Annotated in this window: 25 protein-coding genes, 1 pseudogene and 1 riboswitch; of the genes and pseudogenes, 23 read left to right on the top strand and 3 right to left on the bottom strand. The window is 50.3% G+C overall.

Annotated elements, in window-relative coordinates:
- The first annotated feature begins 4 nt into the window (after positions 1–4).
- The 5 genes from DW915_RS12675 to DW915_RS12655 all read left to right on the top strand — a co-directional run bounded on the left by DW915_RS12675 (position 5) and on the right by DW915_RS12655 (position 7,928).
- The gene (locus DW915_RS12675; RefSeq protein WP_022463175.1) at positions 5–934 is read left to right on the top strand and encodes a carbohydrate ABC transporter permease; all 930 of its coding nucleotides are present in this window, start codon (positions 5–7) and stop codon (positions 932–934) included.
- Between the two features lie 138 nt (positions 935–1,072).
- Entirely contained in the window at positions 1,073–2,713 is a 1,641-nt protein-coding gene (locus DW915_RS12670) for an extracellular solute-binding protein (protein ID WP_055264780.1), read from the top strand.
- A gap of 130 nt (positions 2,714–2,843) precedes the next feature.
- Entirely contained in the window at positions 2,844–4,196 is a 1,353-nt protein-coding gene (locus DW915_RS12665) for an alpha-L-fucosidase (protein ID WP_330376962.1), read from the top strand.
- A gap of 27 nt (positions 4,197–4,223) precedes the next feature.
- The gene (locus DW915_RS12660) at positions 4,224–5,237 is read left to right on the top strand and encodes a glycoside hydrolase family 18 protein (RefSeq protein ID WP_117510263.1); all 1,014 of its coding nucleotides are present in this window, start codon (positions 4,224–4,226) and stop codon (positions 5,235–5,237) included.
- A 153-nt stretch (positions 5,238–5,390) separates the two neighbouring features.
- Positions 5,391–7,928 (top strand): transglutaminase domain-containing protein, encoded by a 2,538-nt coding sequence (locus DW915_RS12655; RefSeq protein WP_117762197.1) that lies wholly within the window; start codon positions 5,391–5,393, stop codon positions 7,926–7,928.
- Between the two features lie 110 nt (positions 7,929–8,038).
- On the opposite strand, the gene DW915_RS12650 is transcribed toward DW915_RS12655, so the two are convergent.
- Both DW915_RS12650 and DW915_RS12645 read right to left on the bottom strand, forming a co-directional pair.
- Positions 8,039–8,638 carry an HAD family hydrolase gene (locus tag DW915_RS12650; protein ID WP_117762194.1) on the bottom strand — a complete coding sequence of 200 codons (600 nt, stop codon included), beginning with the start codon at positions 8,636–8,638 and terminating at the stop codon, positions 8,039–8,041.
- The gene (locus tag DW915_RS12645; protein ID WP_022463181.1) at positions 8,635–8,871 is read right to left on the bottom strand and encodes a hypothetical protein; all 237 of its coding nucleotides are present in this window, start codon (positions 8,869–8,871) and stop codon (positions 8,635–8,637) included. Before DW915_RS12645 ends, DW915_RS12650 begins: the two co-directional genes overlap by 4 nt.
- 191 nt (positions 8,872–9,062) lie before the next feature.
- Here DW915_RS12645 and DW915_RS12640 point away from each other — a divergent pair, with 191 nt between their 5' ends.
- The 17 genes and pseudogenes from DW915_RS12640 (at position 9,063) to DW915_RS12565 (ending at position 21,274) form a co-directional block, all read left to right on the top strand.
- A complete protein-coding gene (locus DW915_RS12640) occupies positions 9,063–9,464 on the top strand; it encodes a hypothetical protein (protein ID WP_117762193.1) in 402 nt (133 codons plus the stop codon).
- A gap of 21 nt (positions 9,465–9,485) precedes the next feature.
- On the top strand, positions 9,486–10,325 hold the full coding sequence (locus DW915_RS12635; protein ID WP_055228501.1) for a DUF5685 family protein: 840 nt from the start codon (positions 9,486–9,488) through the stop codon (positions 10,323–10,325).
- 6 nt (positions 10,326–10,331) lie between these two features.
- Positions 10,332–11,039: a DnaJ domain-containing protein gene (locus tag DW915_RS12630; protein ID WP_055221390.1), complete on the top strand. Its 708-nt coding sequence runs from the start codon at positions 10,332–10,334 to the stop codon at positions 11,037–11,039.
- A 288-nt stretch (positions 11,040–11,327) separates the two neighbouring features.
- Positions 11,328–12,707 carry an aminopeptidase gene (locus DW915_RS12625; RefSeq protein ID WP_118742239.1) on the top strand — a complete coding sequence of 460 codons (1,380 nt, stop codon included), beginning with the start codon at positions 11,328–11,330 and terminating at the stop codon, positions 12,705–12,707.
- 25 nt (positions 12,708–12,732) lie between these two features.
- Positions 12,733–14,082, top strand: a complete 1,350-nt coding sequence (locus DW915_RS12620) for a hemolysin family protein (RefSeq protein WP_179973095.1) — start codon at positions 12,733–12,735, stop codon at positions 14,080–14,082.
- Between the two features lie 8 nt (positions 14,083–14,090).
- Entirely contained in the window at positions 14,091–14,567 is a 477-nt protein-coding gene (locus DW915_RS12615) for an Lrp/AsnC family transcriptional regulator (protein ID WP_055221452.1), read from the top strand.
- Positions 14,568–14,677: 110 nt separating this feature from the next.
- Positions 14,678–15,184, top strand: a complete 507-nt coding sequence (locus tag DW915_RS12610; protein WP_055221393.1) for an SEC-C metal-binding domain-containing protein — start codon at positions 14,678–14,680, stop codon at positions 15,182–15,184.
- 82 nt (positions 15,185–15,266) lie between these two features.
- On the top strand, positions 15,267–15,818 hold the full coding sequence (locus DW915_RS12605; RefSeq protein WP_118742232.1) for a 4'-phosphopantetheinyl transferase family protein: 552 nt from the start codon (positions 15,267–15,269) through the stop codon (positions 15,816–15,818).
- Positions 15,819–15,875: 57 nt separating this feature from the next.
- Positions 15,876–16,883, top strand: a complete 1,008-nt coding sequence (gene spoIIIAA / locus DW915_RS12600; RefSeq protein WP_055221397.1) for a stage III sporulation protein AA — start codon at positions 15,876–15,878, stop codon at positions 16,881–16,883.
- On the top strand, positions 16,883–17,398 hold the full coding sequence (locus DW915_RS12595) for a stage III sporulation protein AB (RefSeq protein ID WP_055221399.1): 516 nt from the start codon (positions 16,883–16,885) through the stop codon (positions 17,396–17,398). The genes spoIIIAA and DW915_RS12595 overlap by 1 nt, the downstream gene beginning before the upstream one ends.
- Positions 17,399–17,425: 27 nt before the next feature.
- Positions 17,426–17,620 (top strand): stage III sporulation protein AC, encoded by a 195-nt coding sequence (gene spoIIIAC / locus DW915_RS12590; protein ID WP_022463192.1) that lies wholly within the window; start codon positions 17,426–17,428, stop codon positions 17,618–17,620.
- 29 nt (positions 17,621–17,649) lie between these two features.
- Positions 17,650–18,033 carry a SpoIIIAC/SpoIIIAD family protein gene (locus DW915_RS12585; RefSeq protein WP_055221401.1) on the top strand — a complete coding sequence of 128 codons (384 nt, stop codon included), beginning with the start codon at positions 17,650–17,652 and terminating at the stop codon, positions 18,031–18,033.
- Complete coding sequence (locus tag DW915_RS12580) at positions 18,020–19,306, top strand: stage III sporulation protein AE (protein ID WP_158581061.1); 1,287 nt, start codon at positions 18,020–18,022, stop codon at positions 19,304–19,306. Before DW915_RS12585 ends, DW915_RS12580 begins: the two co-directional genes overlap by 14 nt.
- A gap of 23 nt (positions 19,307–19,329) precedes the next feature.
- Positions 19,330–19,386 (top strand): annotated as a pseudogene (locus DW915_RS16585) (DUF6783 domain-containing protein); the annotation flags it as partial.
- Between the two features lie 26 nt (positions 19,387–19,412).
- The gene (locus DW915_RS12575; RefSeq protein WP_022463195.1) at positions 19,413–19,967 is read left to right on the top strand and encodes a stage III sporulation protein AF; all 555 of its coding nucleotides are present in this window, start codon (positions 19,413–19,415) and stop codon (positions 19,965–19,967) included.
- Between the two features lie 4 nt (positions 19,968–19,971).
- Positions 19,972–20,541: a hypothetical protein gene (locus tag DW915_RS12570; protein ID WP_055228505.1), complete on the top strand. Its 570-nt coding sequence runs from the start codon at positions 19,972–19,974 to the stop codon at positions 20,539–20,541.
- 13 nt (positions 20,542–20,554) lie between these two features.
- The gene (locus tag DW915_RS12565) at positions 20,555–21,274 is read left to right on the top strand and encodes a SpoIIIAH-like family protein (protein ID WP_238033485.1); all 720 of its coding nucleotides are present in this window, start codon (positions 20,555–20,557) and stop codon (positions 21,272–21,274) included.
- 71 nt (positions 21,275–21,345) lie between these two features.
- Here DW915_RS12565 and DW915_RS12560 read toward each other — a convergent pair whose 3' ends face one another.
- Entirely contained in the window at positions 21,346–22,014 is a 669-nt protein-coding gene (locus DW915_RS12560; protein WP_055221407.1) for an energy-coupled thiamine transporter ThiT, read from the bottom strand.
- A 65-nt stretch (positions 22,015–22,079) separates the two neighbouring features.
- Positions 22,080–22,189: riboswitch (TPP riboswitch) on the bottom strand.
- 152 nt (positions 22,190–22,341) lie between these two features.
- On the opposite strand from DW915_RS12560, the gene DW915_RS12555 reads away from it, so the two are divergent.
- Positions 22,342–22,959 (top strand): DUF4867 family protein, encoded by a 618-nt coding sequence (locus DW915_RS12555; RefSeq protein WP_055221409.1) that lies wholly within the window; start codon positions 22,342–22,344, stop codon positions 22,957–22,959.
- Positions 22,960–22,989: the final 30 nt, after the last annotated feature.

Raw genomic sequence — 22,989 nt, 5'->3', positions numbered from 1 at the left:
AAACATGAGTAAAGAAAATACCGCAGTGACAAAAAAGAAAATAAAACGCTGCAAAGAGGACGTCGTTTTTGACGCAGCCTGCTTCATTATCCTGACGCTGGTTCTGTTTGTTGTGGCATATCCGCTGTACTGGGTTATCATTTCATCCATCAGTGCGCCAAGCGCCGTATCGAGTGGTAAAGTACTGCTTCACCCGATCGGATTTACCCTGAAGGGCTACGCAGAAGTATTTAAAAACGACCAGGTTATGAGAGGCTTTTTAAACTCCCTGATCATCACCTTCTGCGGTGTCATGGTCAACCTGATCGTAACGCTTCCGACATCATATGCACTTTCCAGAAGCAATTTCTCCGGAAAGAAACCGATCACCATTTTTTACCTGATCACCATGTTCTTCGGCGGCGGTCTGATCCCTACCTATCTGGTTATTCAGAGACTGCAGATGCTGAACACGATCTGGGCACTGATTCTTCCGGGATGCTTAAGCGTATACAACATGATCGTGGCAAGAACCTTCTTCAAGTCGAACATTTCGGAAGAGCTGTATGAGGCAGCTGAAATTGACGGCTGCACCCAGGCGAGATTCTTTTTCCAGATTGCACTTCCGCTTTCCAAAGCGATCATCGCAATTCTGGTTCTGTACTATGGTGTCGGTCACTGGAACTCATACTTCTCAGCACTCGTTTATATTTCGGACAAAGCAAAGTATCCGTTGCAGCTGGTTCTGCGTAACATCCTGATCACGAACCAGACCGCGCTGTCCCAGACAGCAACAACTGCGGCAGCAAGAGCAGCACTGCAGGAAAAACAGCAGCTGATCGACGTTATGAAATACTCGCTGATCATCATCAGCAGTATCCCGGTTCTGGTTATGTACCCACTGGTGCAGAAGCACTTTGTAAAGGGTGTTATGATCGGATCCATGAAGGGTTGATTTACAAGAAGAAGTTTTTTTAACGATTTATCTGCCGCACGGGAAACGGCGGTATGTAAATAAAGAGTCCGGACAACGGACAGGCAAAAGCGCTTCCGGCGGGAAAATGCCGCCGGAACAACACAGGAGGGAAAAATCATGAAAAGAAAAGCAGTCGCAGCAGTTTTAACTGCAGTAATGGTGGCATCTATGTTTACCGGATGTGGAAGTGATAATGGAAGCAGCTCGGCAAAGAGTGCTTCTGCAGCATCCGCAGCATCCGCAGCAAACGACACCGTGGATGAGGACGGAAAAGTAAACGGCATTATGTATCAGGAAGGTCTTCCGCTGGTAGACGAGGGAGATTACACCTTCTCCATCTTCTGCGATGATTCCAGCGAATCCGGCGAGTTTATCATGCTCGATGAGTTCAAAAAACAGACCAATGTAGACGTTGACCTGAAAATTTATCCATACGAAACAGCAACGGAGAGACTGAATCTGGATCTGAACTCCGGAGATTACGCGGATGTGATCGGCGGATGGACCTTAAGCGATAATGCAATCCTCACCTATGGTGTAAACCAGGGCGTATTCATTCCGCTGGAAGATTATTTTGAGAAATATTGCCCGAACATTTCTGCGATCCTGGATCTGCCGGGTGTAAGAGAAAAAATGACAGCACCGGACGGACACATCTACACAATTCCGTACGTATGTACCGATACAACCGTTGGATACAGCCCATACATCAATACGAAATGGCTGGAGAATGTTGGCATGAGCATGCCGACCACTACAGACGAGTTTGAGGCAGTCTTGAAAGCCTTCAAAGAGCAGGATGCAAACGGCAACGGTGACGCTTCCGATGAAATCCCGTTCTCTACCGACCCGAACAACAAACATATCGAGGCTATGGCCGGTTACTTCGGACTTCCGATGAACAAACTTGGTATTGCAATCCAGAATGAAAAGGTTGTTTACGGCGGTGTCAGCGATACATACCGTGAGTTCCTTTCCTGGTTCCACAAACTGTATGCAGAAGGACTCGTAGACGTAGAGCTTTACACACAGGACAGCTCCACATGGGAAGGTAAAGGAAATCAGGACCTGTACGGCGTTTCCATCGCATACGGAAGCAACGAGTTTACCGGAATCCCGGCTGCAGAGGAAAGAGGCGATTTCGACTCCATGCCTGTTCTGAACACAGACAAAGACGGAATCTGGCTGCGCGATACGGAAGGCTTCAGCGTATACAGAACCCAGGCTGTCATCACAAACAAGGCAGAGCATCCGGAAATCATCTGCCGCTGGTTTGACAATGCATTCGCACTGGAGAACGGCATCGGCTGCAACAGAGGACCGGTTGGTGTGATTGTAAACAAAGAGGATGACGGATACCATGCGATTGACACCACCACACTGTCTGAGGAAGATCAGGAAAAATATTCCTGGGGCAATCTGTGGCCGCAGTCTCTGCCGAAATATCTGCCGGTAGACTTCGAGTTTGTAGAAGAGCATCCGATGTATGATGAGAAAAAAGCAACAGAGGAAGCTTATGAGGCAAATCTGACCAAAGAAATTATTCCGTCCTACTGGATTGACTTGGATAAAATTGATACCTTCTCTGATACGAACACAGCAATCAAAGATTTCTTTGAGCAGCAGCAGGCGCAGTTCGTATGCGGCGAGCTTGACATTGACAACGATGCTGACTGGCAGGCTTATGTAGATGGTATGTACTCTCTGGGACTTGAGGACTGGGTAGCAACTCAGGGTATCGAGGAAATCGCGAAATAAACAGGAAAAGGTAACGATATTTCCTGTGGCGTGAAAAAAGGCATATTACAGTGTAAAACGGTAATATGCCTTTCTTTTTGGGCAAGAACTGATATAATGGGAAGAAACAATAAAGGGGTAATTAGATCGGATAAAAAAGCTATGCCCGGAGTCTTTTAATCCGGGAGTACAAAAAAAGGAGGAGCTGGAAGAGATGATGCAGGACTGGTTTCGGAACGCGAAGCTGGGCATTTTTATCCATTATGGGATTTATGCGGTGGGTGATGTGTCAGAGTCATGGTCGTTCCACAACGGAAATATTTCTTATGAAGATTACATGAAACAGTGTGAAGGCTTTACAGCATCGAAGTTTGATGCGAAAAAATGGGCGGAGCTGTTTCAAAAAGCAGGTGCGCAGTACGTGGTTATGACAGCGAAGCACCATGACGGCGTGGCACTGTTTGATACCGGATACAGTGATTTAAGTGTTGTGAAGAAAACACCGGCAGCGCGCGACCTTGTAAAAGAGTATACAGCTGCCATGCGTGAGGCAGGTCTGAAGGTCGGCCTTTATTATTCGCTGATCGACTGGTCGGATCCGCGGTACCGCACGGTTTACCCGGAAGGAATGAAAAAAGAAGACTGTCTGAACGATATCTATGGTTCCCCGGCCGGAAAAGAGGAGGAGCCGGAGAAATGGCAGGAGTTTCTGGAATTCAACAATCATCAGTTAAAAGAACTGATGTCAAATTACGGAACGGTGGATCTTTTATGGTTTGATGGTGACTGGGAACGGAGCGCGGCACAGTGGAAGATGCCGGAATTCAGGGAATATCTGCATACCCTGAATCCGAACGTTGTATTGAATTCGAGAATGCAGGGCTATGGAGATTATGAGACACCGGAGCAGGGAATTCCGCTGTACGGACCGAAAGGCGAGTGGGAATTCTGTACGACAATCAACGATTCCTGGGGATATCGTCCATCGGACAATGATTACAAGAGCAGCGGTCAGATTGTGCGCATGTTCTGCGACTGTATCACCCTTGGAGGAAGAATGCTGCTGGATATCGGACCGAAGGAGGACGGAACGCTGGATGAACGCCAGGAGAAAGTTCTTCTGGATCTGGGCGGATGGATTCATGACCATAAGGAAGCGGTATTTGGAACAGAAAAAGGACTGGATTACAATCATTTCCTCGGCGGAAGCACGATTTCGGCGGATAAGAAGACGATGTATCTTTTCGTCTATGATAAGCCGCAGGAGACACTGTGTGTGAAAGGCATTAAAACACCGGTAAAAAGGGTGACGGTTCTGCATACGGGAGAGGAGCTCCGGTTCTCCTACACAGGTTCACTTCCATGGAGCGGCATTCCGGGAACGCTCTGGATCTGGGCCGGAGAGATGAGCATTCATCCGTTTGCAACGGTTGTGAAGGTGGAGCTTGAGGATGAGATCACCTACAATCTGGGACACGGGGAAGTCGTAACATTTAATGAGTAAAACGATTCGGACAGAGGAGCTTATGAGATGAAGAGAATAATTGGCTATGTAAATACGGCGGATTTAAATCATATGCGAGAAGAGGATGTGCGGGCACTTACCGTGATCAATATTGCATTTGGTCTGATCCGGGACGGAGAAGTTGTATGGGATGCAAAGGATGCACGGGATGGAATAGTATCCATTCGGAAAAGCAACCCGGAGCTGAAGATTGTATTGTCCGTAGGCGGCTGGGGAGCAGACGGCTTTTCCCAGGCTGCAAGAACAAAAGAGGGAAGAGAGCGGTTTGCTGCGAGTGCACTTGCAATTGTGAAGGAGTATGGTCTGGACGGCATTGACATTGACTGGGAGTATCCGGGCACATCGCTGGCAGGAATTGCGTCGGACAGATCGGATAAAGAGAATTATACGCTGCTTCTGGCGGAGCTTCGGAAGACACTGGACGCGTACAGAGAAGGCATGCTTGTAACGACAGCAGTCGGCGGAGATGTTTACTTTGCACTGCAGACAGATATGAAGGAGGCCTCCCGGTATCTGGATTATGTGCAGCTGATGACGTATGATCTGCAGGGCGGTTTCCAGAAGGTGACGGGACATCATGCGGCGCTGTATCACAGTGAGGGAAATTTGTTTGATGCATGTGTGCAGAAGGCAGTGAACGGTTTTGTAAATGCAGGCGTTCCAATGGAGAAGCTGATTCTTGGCGTACCGTTTTATTCCAGAAAATGGGATGGAGTAAAAGGCGCCGGATGCCGCAACGGGCTTGGAATGGAAGCAGAGACGGTCGGAGGATATGGCGGTGACTATGGCGAGCTCAAAGAGAGCTGGATCGGAAAGAGGGGATTTATCCGGTATTGGGATGAGCAGGCAAAGGTTCCGTATCTGTTTGACGGGGAAACATTTATCAGCTATGAGGACTGCGAGTCACTTGGGGTGAAAATTGCGTACCTGAAAGAAAAGGGCATGGGGGGCATTATGTTCTGGGAGTATAAATGCGATCCCAGCGGAGAATTACTTTCATTTATAAAGAAAAATATGTAGCGTAGTGACCCACAGCCGGTATGTGAAAAGGCTCCTCGCTCCGGTGTTCCTGAAAAATCGCAAGGAATCCTTTTTCACATGGCGTCTGCCGCCGGTGGGCGGATGTACGTTGTGGAGACGGATAGGAAAAAAGAGAAAGGGATAGATAGAATCATGATCTCAGAAAATTTGAAAAAATATGCAACGGAAAAATTTGAGGGACGGAGAGAGCTTCTGGCTCCGGTGATGCCTGTTATCGAAGAAAAATTGAAACAGTGCAGTGAAGAAGAGGTTGTGCTGATGAAGTTTCTGTATGGTACGATGCCGGTAAGGGATGCGGGAGAATATGGATTTAACCTTTTTCTTTCGTACGTGAAGCATGCGCTGATGCTGCGGGAGAAGGTGGCATGGTGTAAGGAACTGCCGGAGGATGTGTTTGTAAATTATGTGCTGTATGACCGGATCAATTCCGAGGATATTACGGACTGCAGACCGTTTTTTTACGAGCAGATTATGGGGCGTGTAGCCGGAATGAGTCTTTGGGAGGCAATTCTGGAGATTAATTACTGGTGTGCGGAGCATGCAACGTATGAGGCGACGGACAGCAGAACGGCATCTCCGATGACGATGTATCGGAGCGGAAAGGGACGCTGCGGCGAGGAGTCAACGTTTGCAGTTACGGCGTATCGGAGTGTCGGTATTGCGGCGCGGCAGGTCTATACACCAAGATGGGCGCACTGTGATGACAATCATGCATGGGTTGAGGTGTTTGTGGACGGCGAGTGGCATTTTCTCGGTGCCTGTGAGCCGGAAGAAGTGCTGGATACCGGCTGGTTCTCGGGTCCGGCGAATCGGGCAATTCTGATTCATACGCGGAACTTTTCGGATTATGTGAAGGAAAGTAACGAGGAGTATCTTGGAAAAGAAGGAGCGCTGTACTACTTTAACCATACAGATTTTTATGGCAGAACGAAGCTGGTGAAGATTCTTGTGAAGGATGAGAATGGAAAACCGGCTGCAGGAGCGCATATTGCGGTTGAAATCCTGAATATGGCAGAGTTTTTCCCGGCTGCAGTGATGATTGCGGATGCGGACGGAGAAGTTCAGATGACACTTGGCCTTGGCGATATCCGGGTACGGGCATTTGACGGAATACGCCGGGCGGAAGCCATGATGAGGATAGAGGAGGAAGATTCGCTGGAACTGGTGCTGCAGGAAGAGGCGGTTCCGTCAGCGGATGATACGTGGCAGACGCTGGAAATCCGGGCACCGAAGGAGGTGCCGGTACGGAATGTCGTTGCCACAAAGGAGCAGAAGGAGCGCAATGCGGCACGGATGGCAGAGGCGGAACGGCTTCGGAAGGCACGGTTTGCAGCATGCTTTGATGAGAAAAAAGCTGCTGCGTATCCGGAAGCGGAAGAGATTTTCCACCGGGCAGGAGAGAATTTTGAGGAGGTTTATACATTCCTTTCCAAAGATGAAAATCCGAACCGGAAGAAGCTGCTGTTTTCGCTGGAATTAAAGGATGCGAAGGACTTGAAGGCATCCGTTTTAGAGGATCATCTCGACTGTGAGCAGGGGGATCTTCCAGAGGAGATTTTCAGGAAGGATCTTCTTTGCCCGCGTATTTTCCTCGAGGAGCTGACGCCATATCGGAGCATGATCCGCGGATTTTTTGAGGAAGAGACAAAACGCAGCTTTGCGGAGCAGCCGGAACGGATCCTGGATTATCTTAAGAAGAATATTACCTTCCATCCAGAAGAAGAGTATGATACAATCATGGCAACGCCGGTCGGCGTCCTTACGATGAAACAGGGAAGTCCGCTGGCGCAGAAGATTCTGTTTGTGGCAATCTGCCGGAGTCTCAATGTAGCGGCAAGACTGAATCCGGTGACCCTGGAGCCGGAGTATTACCGTGATGGGGAATTCCACAGTGTGGAAACAGAAGCAGCTGTTTTGAAGGAGGAAACGGAAAGTGCGGTTCTGACACTGCGTGCGGAGGATGGAAGCGCATGGAAATACTATCAGACGTGGACCATCGGAAAGTGGAACGGAACGGTGTTTGAGACGCTGAATTACGAAGACATCGCATTCGATGGCAAAACACTGGATCTGACCCTGGAGCCGGGCTGCTATCGTCTGATTACAAGTATGCGTATGCCGAACGGTGACCAACATGCCGCATACCGCGTGTTTGAACTGAAGGCGGGAGAAGCAAAAGAGATTTATCTGGAAACCGTGAAAAAAGAGCTGGATGAGCTGTTAGAGCACATCGAACTGCCCAAAATTCGGCTGGAGGATCTGGACGGAACGGATTGTACGTTGAATGATCTCACAAAAGACGGTCCGATTCTGCTGGCATTTCTCGGAACCGGCGAGGAGCCGACAGAACATGTTCTGAACGAACTGATCGAGATCGCAGAAAGGTGGAATGCAAAAGACGCTGCTATGGCTGCCGTGCTTCGCACAAAGGCTGATTTGGAAAATGCAACATTCCGGAAAGCCCGCGCGGCGATCCGCAACATGTCCCTCTACCTTGACCCGGCGGACGATGCACCGGTCATCGCCGAAAAAATGGGAATTGATGCAGAAAAGCTTCCTCTTCTGATCCTTGTTCTGCCGGGAAATATCGGCGGACGCGCATATGCCGGATACAATGTCGGCAGTGTTGGGCTGATGCTGCGGCTGATGGAAGAGGCGGCGAAGGCGTAAGAAAAATAAAATATGTGATAGATACACCAAAAGCCCCGGAGATCGCAACTCTAGGGCTTTTTTAACCGAATCAAGCAAGTAGCGAAGCAGATTGCAAATATCCGCTTTGACTAAATGCCAAGTTTTTTCAATTGCTCCACGCCATCTTTATAGCCGGTAAAATGAATTCCATGAATTCCTGCCCGTTTGGCGGCTTCGATGTTTTCTTTCGTATCGTCAAGAAATACGCAGTGATCCGGTATGAGGGAGAATTTTCGGATCAGGTACTGATAGATCTCGGGTTCCGGTTTGACCAGGTGGCAGGTGTAGGAGAAGAGGGTTCCGTCCATGTAGGGGAGGAAGGGCATTTTCTCTTTGGTGCGCTCGAAGAGGTCTCCGGAGTAGTTGGAGAGGATGTAGAGGCGGTAGCCTTTTTCTTTTAAGGAGCGTACCCAGCTTTCTGCATACGGCAGCGGGGTGATGGTTTCCTCGCAGTGGGCGAAAACCTCTTTGATTTCTTCGGTGTATTCCGGGGCGAGGGAGCAGAATCCTTTTACAATCTCCTCCGGCGCGAGAATTCCGCGGTCGAACTGGCGCCAGTAAGGGCTTTCGAAGGTTGCGGCGGCGATTGCTTTCGTCTTTTCCGGACCGAAAGCAAAGCGTTTCAGATAGGACTCGTAGTCCCAGTTGACGAGTACGCGGCCTACATCAAAAATAATGGTATCAATCATGACTGTTTTTCTCCTTTGTCTGATTTGTCGTTCTCATCGCGGTGCGACAGAACCTTGGCAACCAGCATCATGGCATAGATGAGCACTGGTACGGTAATTGCACAGTAGAGGCAGACTGTCAGCGCCTTGTGTGCAAACGGCGTGTCGATAAACGCAAAAATCATGGCGCCAAGCCCGAATCCGATCAGGACCGCGATGGCGAGAAGGGCGCCGATCTGTTTGAGTCGTTTCATAAAAATCTCCGATCGTTTACTGAAAATAAAATATAAAGAAACATAACCAAGTGTAGCACAGTTGAAAAGAAACATCCACCGCAAGTTTTAAGAATTTTTTAGAAAAAATTAATGGCGCTTTCGATTGCTTTTTTCCCTCAAAAGGGATAGAGTATTGGCATATACTTTGAAAAAGGAGAAACGAGAACAAAATGGATAAACTGAAAGAAAAACTTTCCCGCCTGATGTACGGCCGCTACGGCATCGATCAGCTGGGCAATTTTATGATGTGGGCGGCAGTTGCCATGATGATTTTCGGAGCGGTTGTACGGAGCTCCCTTATCTACACCCTGGCATTCGTCCTGATCGTCTGGGCGGATGTGCGCATCATGTCCAAGAACCATTCCAAACGGTATGCGGAAAACCAGAAATTCCTGGAACTGAAAAACCGCGTCGTCGGATTCTTCCGAGGCGGAACCCGTGCATTCAAGGATAAAGAGCACTGCTACTTCCGCTGCCCGTCCTGCCATCAGCAGGTGCGTGTGCCGAAAGGAAAAGGCCACATCGAGATCCGCTGCCCGAAATGCGGAACAAAATTCATCAAAAACACCTGATAAAAAGGAGCAGTGCGATTCATGTTTGGTTATGTGACCATCCGAAAGGATGACCTGAAAGTCAAAGATTACAACAAATATCAGGCATACTACTGCGGTCTGTGTCAGGATATCAAAGAGGCGTATGGAAAAAAGGGTCAGGCGATGCTGACGTTTGATATGACATTTCTTTCCATCCTGCTGACCGGGCTTTATGAGTGTGAGACAAAAGAAGAGGAGCATTACTGCTTTCTTCATCCCGGCAAAAAACATAAATGCCTGCGGAACAAATACACAAAATACTGCGCAGACATGAACGTGCTGCTCGCCTATTACAATCTGCTGGATGACTGGGAGGACGAGAAAAACTACGCGGCGTTTACAGCGGCAAAGGCTTTGAAAAAATCTGTGACACGCATCGAGGCATCGTATCCGCGCCAGACGAAAGCAGTGCAGGATTACCTCGAAAAGCTGCATGCATGCGAGAAGGAAAACAATCCAGACCTCGATCTTGCGGCGGGCTATACCGGAGAGGTGATGGCGGAGATCTATATACCGGAGGAGGACATCTGGAGCGATGATCTGCGCCAGGTCGGCTTTTACATCGGAAAATTCATTTACCTGATGGATGCGCTTGATGACGTGGAAAAAGATAAAAAGAGCGGAAACTACAACCCGTTTCTGTCCATCGCCGATCAGCCGGACTTCGAGGAAACCGCAGAAAAAATCCTGCTGATGATGACGGCGGAAGCGTCGCGTGCATTTGAAAAACTTCCGATCCTGGAAAATGTAGACATTCTGCGAAATATATTGTATGCTGGTATCTGGGAAAAATACGAAATGCGAAAAAGCGCAAAAGAGCGCCAAAAAGAGGAGAAATAAAGACTGATGACAGATCCATATGAGGTGCTGGGCGTGTCCCGCGGGGCTTCGGACGATGAAATCAAAAAAGCATACCGAAAACTCAGCCGGACGTATCACCCGGATGCCAATATCAATAATCCGAATAAAGCAGAAGCAGAAGAAAAATTCAAACAGGTGCAGCAGGCGTACAAACAGATCATGGATGAACGCGAGCACGGCACCTCGTACCAGAGCGGAGGTTCGTCGTATGGCGGAGATGCTTACGGCGGCTATGGCCCGTTCGGCGGCTTCGACCCATTCGGCGGCGCGTACGGAAACGGCGGCTCCGCACGGAATGATTATGGAAATTCCGAGCAGGAAATGCGGCTGCAGGCGGCAGCCAACTACATCAACAGCGGCCACTTCCGCGAGGCGATGAACGTGCTGAACGACATTTCCGACCGCAGCGGAAAATGGTATTTCCTGCATGCGATCGCAAATTCGCGCCTCGGCAACAACATCAATGCCGTGCAGGATGCCGAGATGGCAGTCAAATTAGAACCGCAGAATCTGCAGTACCAGCAGCTTTTAAACCAGCTCCAGGGCAGCGGCCAGTGGTATTCCGACATGGGAAGCGGTTACGGCTATGAGAGAAGCGCAGGTGATCTCGGAAAATGGTGCTGTGAATGTATGGCAATCAATGCCATCTGCAATTGCTGTTGCTGCGGCGGAAGAGGATTTTTCTGCTGTTGATCAAAAAATAATTACAAGAAATGTATAAAAGTGAACATTCAGGGGAGAATAACAGTGTCATCGAAATTCCCCTGTTCGATGATACAAAAGAAAAATAAGGAAATACTTATCCTCCCCTTAAAAGCCCCGCTGCAACCGAAAAAACGGTTCGCTGTGGGGCTTTTTTCTAACAGCCGAAAGTCCTTGTTTTTCCCATCAAAACAGATTATAATGAAAGAGATCGCAATTATGACCGGAGCAAAAAAATACGAACGGATCATAGAAAGAAAACAGAAAGAGAGAAAAGCTATGGAACGAAAAACAGCATGGAATGAGTACAAGAAAAAAGATATGAAAAAGCTGGAAAAATTAAACGCCGGCTACCGCGCATTCCTGGATCACGGAAAAACGGAGCGCGAGTGTGTAAAGGAAAGTGTACGTCAGGCAGAAGAGGCCGGATACGTAAGCCTCGACACCTATGTAAAAGAAAATCGTGCGTTAAAACCGGGTGACAAGGTTTATGCTGTATGCATGAAGAAGGCCATTGCCCTGTTCCAGATCGGAACAAAGCCTCTGACAGAGGGTATGAATATTCTCGGTGCGCACATCGATTCTCCGCGTCTTGACGTAAAACAGAATCCACTGTATGAGGACAACGGATTTACATATCTTGATACCCATTATTACGGTGGCATCAAAAAATGGCAGTGGGTAACGCTTCCGCTTGCAATCCACGGTGTTGTAGCCAAGAAGGATGGCGAAGTAGTGGATGTAGTCATCGGCGAGGATGATAACGATCCGGTATTCTGTGTGACAGATCTCCTGATTCACCTTTCCAGAGAGCAGCAGACCAAACCGGCAAGTACGGTAGTAGAGGGCGAGAACCTCGATCTTCTGATCGGAAGCCAGCCGCTCGAAGGAACTGAGAAAGAGGCAGTCAAAGCCATGACCTTAAAACTCTTAAACGACAAATACGGCATCGAAGAAGAGGATTTCCTCTCAGCAGAGCTTGAGATCGTACCGGCCGGAAAAGCACGCGAGCTTGGTATGGATGCCAGCATGATCCTTGCATACGGCCAGGATGACCGTGTATGCGCATACACCTCTCTTGTTGCAATGCTCGAAGTAGAAGCACCGGAGAAGACCTCCTGCTGCCTGCTCGTAGACAAAGAGGAGATCGGAAGCGTCGGAGCAACCGGCATGCAGTCTCATTTCTTCGAAAACACCATGGCAGAGCTGCTTGCACTTGCAGGTGAGGGAACGGAGCTTGCACTTCGGAGATGTCTGGCTTCTTCCAGAATGCTTTCTTCCGATGTAAGTGCAGCGTTTGATCCGTTGTATGCAGCAGCATTTGAGAAGAAAAACGCTGCATTTTTCGGAAAAGGTATCGTAATTAACAAATTTACAGGAGCAGGCGGAAAGAGCGGCTCAAACGATGCCAATGCAGAGTACGTCGGAGCTCTTCGCGCTATCTTTGATGATGCAAAAGTAAATTGGCAGACAGCAGAGCTTGGTAAAGTTGATGTCGGAGGCGGCGGAACCATCGCCTACATCATGTCTCTGTACGGTATGGAAGTGATTGATTCCGGTGTACCGGTTCTCAGCATGCATGCTCCATGGGAAGTAACCAGCAAAGCAGATGTTTACGAGGCCAAGAAGGCCTATGTGGCATTTTTGAAAAACGCATAAATAATATTGAGGAGGTTTGAAACGTTTGGACAGTGACATAGTCGGCAGTATTCTTTTGCAGGTCGTATTGATAGCGGTCAATGCGGTATTTGCCTGCGCGGAGATCGCTGTGGTCTCCTGTAACGACGCTAAACTGGAAAAAATGGCACAGGAGGGAAACAAGAAAGCGGCAAAGCTGTTCCGTCTGACGGAGCAGCCGTCGCGTTTCCTCGCAACCATACAGGTTGTCATCACTCTCTCCGGATTTTTAGGAAGTGCTTTTGCGGCAGAAAACTTTTCGGGCAGATTCGTCTCGGTCCTGGTGGATGCGGGCGTGCAGATCCCGGAAAAGACGCTGGATGCCATTGCCGTCGTGCTGATTACGCTGCTTTTATCCTATATTACCCTGATTTTCGGTGAACTCGTGCCAAAGCGTCTTGCGATGCACAACTCTGAGAAAATCGCACTTGGCGTATCCGGTCTTGTGACCACCGCCTCGAAAATTTTTGCCCCGCTGGTCGGACTTTTAACGGTATCGACAAACGGTATCCTGCGCCTTTTCGGCATTGACCCGAACGAGGACGATGATCAGGTAACAGAGGAAGAAATCCGGATGATGGTAGATGCCGGCAGCGAAAAAGGTACCATCGACAACGAAGAAAAAGATATGATTCAGAACGTATTTGAGTTCGATGATCTGACGATCGACGAAATCTGCGTCCACAGGACCGATGTGGATCTTCTGTGGGTGGAGGATTCGATTGAGGAGTGGGAGCAGCTCATCCATGAGAGCCGCCACTCGTATTACCCGGTCTGCGGCGAAACTGTGGACGATATCATCGGCGTTCTGGATGCCAAGGATTATTTCCGGCTTCGCACCAAGGACCGCGATCATGTCATGAAAGAAGCAATCAAACAGCCTTATTTTGTTCCTGAAAACATCAAGGCTGCCACGCTGTTCCAGAACATGAAAAAGACCGGCAACTATTTTGCCGTGGTTCTGGATGAGTACGGCGGCATGGATGGAATTATCACCGTGCGTAACCTGATCGAGCAGCTTGTCGGGGACTTGAATGATGAGGCGGAGATCGGGCAGCCATCAGAAATTGAGCTGATTTCCACAGACACCTGGAAAATCATGGGAAGTGCCTCGTTGGATGATGTGGCGGAGGAACTGAAGATCAAACTGCCGGTCGATGAATATGAAACGTTCGGCGGCTACATTTTCGGCGAACTCGGTGCGGTTCCGGATGACGGCAGCCAGTTTGAACTCGAGACCGACGATCTCTGGATCAAGGTCATGCGGGTCAAAGAACACCGCGTGGAAAATACGGTGGTAAAGAAACTGCCTCCGAAAGAAAAAGGAGAGCAGGAGGAACGTAAGGAGAGGGAATGAAACGTGAATTGGATACAGCAGACCGGAAAATTGTGGAACTGCTGCAGGAAGATGCAAGGCTTCCGCTCAAAAGTATTGCAGACAAGGTAAGTCTCACTTCGCCGACGGTTTCGGCGAGAATCGACCGCCTGGAAAAGGACGGGGTGATCACCGGCTACCGCGCGAGTGTGAACCCGGAGGTTTTCGACTATCGGATCAAGGCATTCATCAATCTGGAGGTTGAGCCGGTGCGGAAAAAGGAATTCTATCCGTACATCACCGACTGCCCGAATGTGATCGAGTGCAACTGCGTGACCGGCGACTATTCGATGCTGATGGAGGTTGTGTTCCACACGACATCTGAGCTGGATCAGTTTATCGGCCAGCTTCAGCATTTTGGAAGAACGAAGACGCAGATCGTGTTCTCTACATCGGTGGAACACAGAGGAATTCCGCTTGGCGATACCAGAATCCCGATTCTGGAGCAGGAAGAAGAAAAAGGTTGATTTTCTGCGGACTTTCCGATATACTAAAGCGTGTTACAAAAACCGGAATCCCGCTAGGGGACGGCGCGAAAAAACGCGCTCAGAGAAACAGATAAAGGATGGATAATAACATGAGTTTATTACAGAATTGGCGTGATATCGCCTATAATCAGGAAGCAGACAAAAAACAGCTCCAGCAGTTCTGGACCAATTATTTCCTGATTGAGAAAAACATTTACGAGCAGCTTCTTTCCAACCCGGATGAAGTGGTAAAAGGAACCGTAAAAGAGCTGGCAGAGAAATACAAAGTGGACGTTATGACCATGGTTGGTTTCCTGGACGGCATCAACGACAGCCTTGTGATCCCGAACCCGATCGAGGAGATGGAAGAGGATACCGTTGTTACACTGGCTTACGATAAAGAGCTTCTGTACAAAAACATGGTAGACGCAAAAGCAGACTGGCTGTACAACCTGCCGATGTGGGATGAGATCTTCACAGAAGAGCAGAAGAAAACGCTTTACATGGAGCAGAAAAAATCCGGCACTGTAATCAAAGGCAAAAAAATCGGAAGAAACGATCCATGCCCGTGCGGAAGCGGAAAGAAATACAAATACTGCTGCGGTAAAAACGCATAAGAAAGAATTTTCGAGAAGAGACCGGGGAGCCGAAAGTTGAAAGGCTTCGCGGTCTCTTTTTCTATGAAGAGGGAGAAGCAGGATGCAGGAGACGGTAGTTTATCTGAAAAAAATTACACAGCCGGAGGACGAAAAAAAAGAGCTGGAACGGGAACTCTCGCAGTGCGGATGGGAGCTGTTCCGGATGGGAATGCAGGAACAGTATGGGCTGGATGGAGAAAAGATAACGATCGAACGGAATGCGCACGGAAAACCGTACCTGCCGGGGCATCCGCAGATCTGTTTTAATATTTCTCATTCGGGGGAATACGCTGCCTGCGCTTTTGCTTCCATTCCGATCGGCATGGATCTGCAGCAGCACCGCCGCGCTGCCTGGGAGCGCATGGCAGAACGGTATTTTTCCGTCGAAGACCAGAAACGCCTTGCCGCAGTGGAGAATGCTGAAACGCTGTTTTTCCGGATCTGGACCGAGGAGGAGAGCTACGGCAAGTGGAGGGGAACCGGTCTTTCGGGTTCTCTTGGAACGGAAAAGAAAGAGGGCTTCTGCACGCATTTCAGTCCGGAGAAAGGATATGAAGGCGCCGTCTGGGCAGCGGAGCCCGTGAAAATCTGCATGAAAAGAATAGAACCATAAAAACCGTGCATAACCTGTCCCGCCATCTCATATATATAACGATAAGAGGTGGTGAAGATGAAAAGGACAGGAAGACAAAAGGATATTGTTACGCCAGAGAAAAAACAGGAGCAAAGGGAACTTTTGCGCCTGTTTTCTGCGAATATACGGAAAATTCTGAAAAACACAGATCTGCTGGCCGATGACCTGCAGGAAATCCGTCTGCGGACCGGCGCGCCGCTTCTGGTGGTCGCAAAGGATCAGGAGTACTTTCTGACCCCGGACGGAGCAATGACCGGGGAGTGGGAGAAAGGTTATCCCGTCTCACCGACGGATATCCGCGATACGATGGATTACATAGGAAGTTTTTCCCTCTACGCCTACGAGGATGAACTGCGGCAGGGTTTTCTGACCGTGGAGGGCGGCCACCGGATCGGCATTGCCGGAAAGACGGTAATCGAAGGGGAAAAGGTGAAAGGCATCAGCCATATATCCTGCATCAACGTGCGGGTTGCTCATGAGAAAAAGGGCTGCGCGGACCGAGTGATGCCGTACCTTTGGGAAGACGGCCGTTTCCTGCACACCCTGATTGTCTCCGCACCCGGCTGCGGCAAAACGACGATGCTGCGCGATATCATCCGCCAGATTTCGGACGGGGAGTCGCCGTATCCGGGGCTGACCGTCGGTGTGGTCGATGAACGGAGCGAGATCGCAGGCTGCTATCTCGGCGTTGCGCAGAATGATGTCGGCATCCGCACCGATGTGCTCGACTGCTGTCCGAAGGCGGAGGGCATGATGATGCTGATCCGCGCCATGTCGCCCGATGTGGTGGCAGTCGATGAGATCGGAACGGGCGAGGACATCCGTGCGATCGAGTCCGTCGTTAACTGCGGGTGCAAGCTGCTCGCGACCGTGCATGGCAATTCCATGGAGGATATGAAGCAGAAGCCTCTCCTGAACCGCCTCGTGGAATCCCACGTTTTCGAGCGGTACATCGTGCTGGATGCGAAACCCCACGCCGGAAGCGTACAGGCTATTTTTGACGGAAGAGGAACGACACTGTACCGAAGGGAGGCGTTTCTGTGATGCGGCTTGCAGTTTTACTGGCGGCTTCTCTTGCCTGCGTCGGGATCGGCTTTGCAAAGAGTGCGGCGCTGTCGGCCCATGTGAAAGATCTGGAAACACTGCAGAAAATTATCCAGTATCTGCGTGGAGAGATTGTGACGGCGGCTTCCCCGCTGCCGGATGCGTTCTGGGAGACGGGAAGGCGGATGCGGGATCCGTACCGGGATTTTTTACAGGATATTTCCGAGGATATGCGCCGCCCGGACGGAAAGACACTGCCGGCGATTCTGGAAGAGAATACGGCAGTCCACCTGGCGGACACACGCCTTACAAAAGAAGAAAAAGAAGAGCTGCAGGAGGCCGGATGCAGCCTTGGAACCGGGGATCGCGCCATGCAGAAGGCGAATCTGGACCGGTATGAGGCACGCCTTGTGCAGCGGATCGCGGAACTGCAGAAAGGATTGCCGGAAAGGAAGAGGCTCTGTCAGAGTCTTGGAATCATGGGAGGCCTTTTTTTATTTTTGATTCTGGTTTAGGGCGTGTCTGAAAACGGAGGAGCAGGCGTGGAGGTCGGGATTCTATTTAAAATCGGGGCAGTCGGGATTCTGGTATCGGTCCTGTGCCAGGTATTAAAACACAGCGGCCGGGAAGAACAGGCATTTCTTGCAAGCCTTGCCGGTCTTGTGCTGGTGCTGTTCTGGATTCTTCCCTATATTTCCGCGCTGTTTGAGGACATCAAACAACTGTTTACAATTTAAGAGCAGGGAGAAAAAACGGAGGGGATCATATGGATATACTTCGGATCGCTGCGCTTGGCACGGCGGGCGTGCTGCTTGGAATCACAGTAAAGGGAGCAAAGCCGGAATTTGCCCTTCTTGTGACGGTCGGTGCCGGTCTCTGCATTCTTGCCGGGACCGTCGGAAAAATGCAGTATCTGCTCGGCATGCTCGCACAAATGAAATCGTATCTCCCGGTGGACTCATCGTATCTGAATACGCTGCTGAAAATGCTTGGGATCACGTATGTGGGGCAGTTTTCCGCCGGGATCTGTAAGGATGCGGGCTATTCTTCCATTGCAGGGCAGATTGAACTGTTCGCCCGCCTGGCGGTCCTTGCCGTCAGTATGCCAGTGCTGCTCGCTCTGCTGGAAACGGTTCATGATTTTCTGTAAAAAAGCCGGATGGGGCATGGCGCTGCTTTTTCTGTGTCTCATTTTCGGAACGGGAAGAACGCAGAAAATCGAAGCAGCGGTACAAAACGTGCCGGAGAGCCTGGAAGAAGAATCACGTTTGGACACCGTAGGAACAGATCAGGAGACGGAGCGTGCGGCGGTCAGAGAAAAGAAAGGACAGCAGGAGAAAGAAGCGGGGGATACCGAAACGGATCAGGCAGCAGCAGCGCAGGACGAACTTCTTGCAGAACTCGACTTCGATGCAATCCAGCAGGAAGTGGACAGCCTGCTGTCCAGCCAGCAGTTTTCTTTTGCCGGTACGGTGCGTTCTCTTTTGCAGGATGGCGATCCCTTCCGCATTTTCCGTGCCGGAAATGCCGTTCTCTCCTGTGCCAAAACAGCATTCCTTGCGCAGAAGGGGCTGATGAAGGAGCTGTTTCTCCTCGTTCTGGCAGGCGCGGTGCTCGGCAGTTTTTCCTCTCTCTTTGAAGGAAAACAGGTCAGGGACGCCAGTTTTTATATGGTCTATCTGCTTGCGCTTGCACTGATTCTGAAAAATTTCCAGTCGAGCGGGGAAAACCTGAAAGCTGTCATCACATCGCTGGTCGCTTTTATGCGGATCCTGACGCCATCCTACTATCTGGCGGCCGCGGCCGCCGGTGGTGCATCATCAGCCGTGATGTTTTATCAGATGCTCCTTCTAGTGATTCTGGCTGTCGAAAAGCTTCTGCTCGCCCTCGTCCTCCCGATGATCCATATCTATCTGCTCATCGCCCTTGTAAACGATCTTTCCGGCGAGGAGATTTTGTCCCATATGACAGAGCTGCTGGAAACCTGCGTGAACGGCCTTTTAAAATCGTCGCTCGGCGTACTTGTGGGAATGCAGATGATCCGGAATCTGATCGCACCGGCGCTCGATTCCCTGCGGCAGATGGCACTCTGGCGGACTGCCGGAATGATTCCCGGCATCGGAAATGCGGTGAATGCTGTAACCGAGTTGGTGGCAGGCTCCGCGGTGCTGATCCGCAACTGCTTTGGCGTGACGGCAATGCTGGTACTGCTCGCAGCAGGCATGGTCCCCGCCGTTCAGCTTCTCGTTTCGGGTCTTTCCTTCCGCCTTCTCGCCGCGGCGGCGCAGCCCGTCTCGGACAAGCGGATCGCGGGATGTCTTGCGGCGGCAGGAAAAGGATATGCGATGCTTCTGCGTCTCCTTCTGACCGTAGAAATCCTGTTTCTGCTGACGATTGCAATCCTGGCGGGAACTTTTTCCTAGAGCGTGTCTGAAAAAGGCTTTTCGCAAACTGGGGCTTGCAGATTGCGGAAATGATTTTTCAGACATGCTCTAGCATGTAGTTGGGCAGGCAGCGGCGGGAGGCGGCATGGTAGAAGAGATTCTGCAGTGGCTTAAGAATATTTCAATTTTTCTGATTTTTATGACAACTGTGCTGAACCTGATCCCGGAGAAGGAGGACAAGAAGCCGGTTCAGTTTTTTCTTGGAATTGTGATGGTACTGATTTTTTTTCAGCCCGTGCTAAAAGCGGGAGGTTTGGAGCAGAAAATGGCGCAGACGCTCGACCGTCTGACGCTGGAAGAGGAGGCAGCAGCAATGGAAAATGTACAGATTCGTGCAGAAAGCTTTGAAAAACAGTATTACGTGGGCGCCTGGGAAAAAGAGACGGAGCGCCAGATCCGGATGTATCTGTCAGAGAGCGGCATTCCGGGGGCAGCCGTTTCGGTAACGCTGGAGCCGGGAAACACCGGTGAGGCAAAAGAGATCCGCATTGAAGCGCCGATGCGGCAGACGAGCATTTACCGCGAAGAACAGAAAAAACAGCGGGAAATGCTCGATGAAAAGCTGACAGAGATCAAAAGTGTTTTAAGTGAGGTCTACGGAACCGATCCGGCGCATATTATGGTAGAGATTTCGGAATAGGCCTATGAGGGAAAAGGCAGCGGCGTTTTTCCGGAAACAGAAAAAGGAGCAGTGGATGCTGTACTTCCTGCTGGCGGCAATCGGCGTTGTCCTGCTGCTGCCGACGGGAACAAAAAAGACCAGTGAGGAGACAGAACAGCCGCAGGAGACGGCTGCGCGTCCGGCGGGGGATGCGGGACTTTCGGTGCAGGAGGAGATGGAACAGCGCCTTTGTGACGCACTTTCCCAGATGGACGGTGTGGGCGCAGTGCACGTCGTGGTGACGCTGGAATCCACAGGAAAAAAGATTGTGGAAAAAGATGTCCCAACGCGGAGCACAACGGAGGAAAACAAGAAGGGAGAGGAGACCGGAAGCGTTACATCCTCGTCGCAGGATGAGGCAACTGTCTATGAAAAGACACAGAACGGAGCCGAGACACCGTATGTGGTTTCCGAGGAGTACCCGGCGGTGCGCGGCGTGCTCGTTATCGCAGAAGGCGGGGGAAACCCGGTGACGATACAGGAGATTCAGGAGGCCGTGATGGCATTATTTCAGGTGGGCGCAAATAAGATTAAAGTAGTCAAAATGAAGTAAAGGAGTCAAATGCGTGGAAAAATTAGAACAGGAAATGAATGCACCTGAGAAAATGGCAGAGACACCATCGCCGAAAAAGACGGCCGGGAAAAAGAAAAAATTCCGGAAAAATCAGGTCATCATCACCGCCCTTGCGATCATGATTGCCGTCGCCGGATACATCAACTATGCTGACAGTACCCTGTCCACGAAGGAGAAGGCAGACGGAACCACGGCGGATGCCAGCACCGTTTTAAAAGACATCTCCAGCCTGGACACCGACATCACCGACGAGGTGGATGCCGGCACAGCAGGGGACTCGTCGCGGACCGTCACCGAAACGCCGGGAGAGGCAGTCCTTGCCGGGGCATCTACATACATGGCCCAGGCCAGAATCGACCGCGAACAGATCCGTTCCCAGAACAAAGACACTTTAAATGAAATCATCAACAACACCAACCTCTCCGAAACCGAGCGCCAGAGCGCCGTCCAGAGCATGGTGGAAATGACGGAACTCGTAGAAAAAGAGTCGGCAACCGAACTCCTCCTCGAAGCCAAAGGCTTCACCGACGTCGTCGTAAACCTGACCGGCGAAACCGCCGACATCGTCGTTCCGATGAAAGAAGTAACCGAGGAACAGCGTGCCCAGATCGAAGACATCGTAACCCGCAAAACCGGAATCGGCGTAGAAAACATCGTCATCACCCCCATGAGCTCCGCCGCCGACACAGCCGCAGAGGAGAGTGCTCAGTAAATTTTGATATCCACGTAAAAAATCCGGAAACGCAAAATCATGCGTTCCCGGATTTTTTCACGTAATTCTATTTAATTTGCACCATGTGCTGTTCTTGCAACCGTCTGCAGTGCTTTCTTCACCGGCGGCAGCGAGATCAGAATCACCGTCAGCACACCTTCAGCCAGCAGATAGCTGTAGTTGTAAATAATCGGATACAGCGCCTTTAAAGACTGCGGGAAATTCTCCGGCATATAATCCATCCAGTACAGATACCCGCCTAACGTATGGAAAAATCCCCTCGCCAGCACAGCTACAATATACCCGATCAGCAGCCCGTTTTTCTTCTTTCCAAAGAATCCGGCCACACCCAGCGCCGCAAACGCAAACACATAATCACAGCACACCTGGAACAGCGACAGCACATACGGCCCCTGGATAAACTGCAGCAGTCCATAAGCAAAACCAACGAGAATACCCGTCTTCGCCCCATACCAGTTCGCAATCAGCACAATAAACAGCATCGAAAACAACGTAACCGATCCCCCGTACGGCAGCTCAAACACCTTCACATACGAAGTCACAAACGCCAGCGCCATCCCCATCGCACAAAACGCCAGCTTCCTTGCATCCATTCCCGTCCCCTTACTCTTCTGAGCAGAAAGAACCGAAGCAATCACCACCAGCGCCACCATCAGCACCACGCATCCAACATAACCGGCAGTCGTCAGTCCGCCGTCAGCAGTAACAAAAAAACTCATAAAAAAACCTCCTTCGCATTCCGCTTGGAGGGGCTCACATAAAAACACAGTCCCGAATCACCTCCGAAACCACGTTCCAGCTTCCCTACGCAGGAATTATCCCGTTCAGGTAGTGAGGGTCCGTGAGCTTATCCCTGTCCCACGTTCTCAGCCAAAGGCTCCCCTAGCGTCTTATTATTTTAACGTATTAAAGTATACCAACCTCCCCCTTATTTGTCAACCTACCCGTTTTTTCATCCAAATACATGTTGACAAGAAGTACATACAAGTGCTATATTACAATTAGTTCAATCATTAAACTAATTGTACGAAAGGAGCACCAACACAATGCAGATTCTGAAAGTAACAGACGAAGCATTCCGCCAGTACGGCAAAGTCATCAAAGACCTCGACGTCAGCGACATCATCACCGCCATGTCCGAGACCCCATGTCCCGACGACGTAGTCTACGAGCCTTCCATTGAAAGCCTCGAAGCCTGCAAAAGCGCCCAGTCCGTATCCGACAGCCTCTACGGCGGCATGCCGATCCAGATCGGCTACTGCAACGGCCACAACCATTTACTGAACGCCGTAGAATACCACCGCGACAGCGAAATCAACATCGCCGTAACCGACCTGATCCTGATCCTCGGAAAAGAACAGGACATCACCGAAGACCACACCTACGACTCATCCAAAATGGAGGCCTTCTTAATCCCGGCCGGAACCACCATTGAAGTCTACGCAACCACCCTCCACTACGCACCATGCAACGTGGCAGCCAGCGGCTTCAAATGCGTCGTAGTCCTTCCAAAAGGAACCAATACCGACATCACCCTGGAAGAAAAACACACCCCGGAAGACGACCTGCTCTTCGCCAGAAACAAATGGCTCTTAAGCCACCCGGATGCAAACATCGCTGGAAGCGTAGCAGGCATCAAAGGAGAAAACCTCTCGGTAAAATAAAACCAGAGACAAAACCAGAAATCAGAAACA

It is taken from the genome of Blautia sp. AM42-2, from assembly GCF_003480245.1.
Lineage (GTDB): Bacteria > Bacillota > Clostridia > Lachnospirales > Lachnospiraceae > Fusicatenibacter > Fusicatenibacter saccharivorans.
The sequence above is the reverse complement of the archived record's forward strand: the minus strand, read 5'-3'. Positions and strand labels throughout refer to the sequence as shown.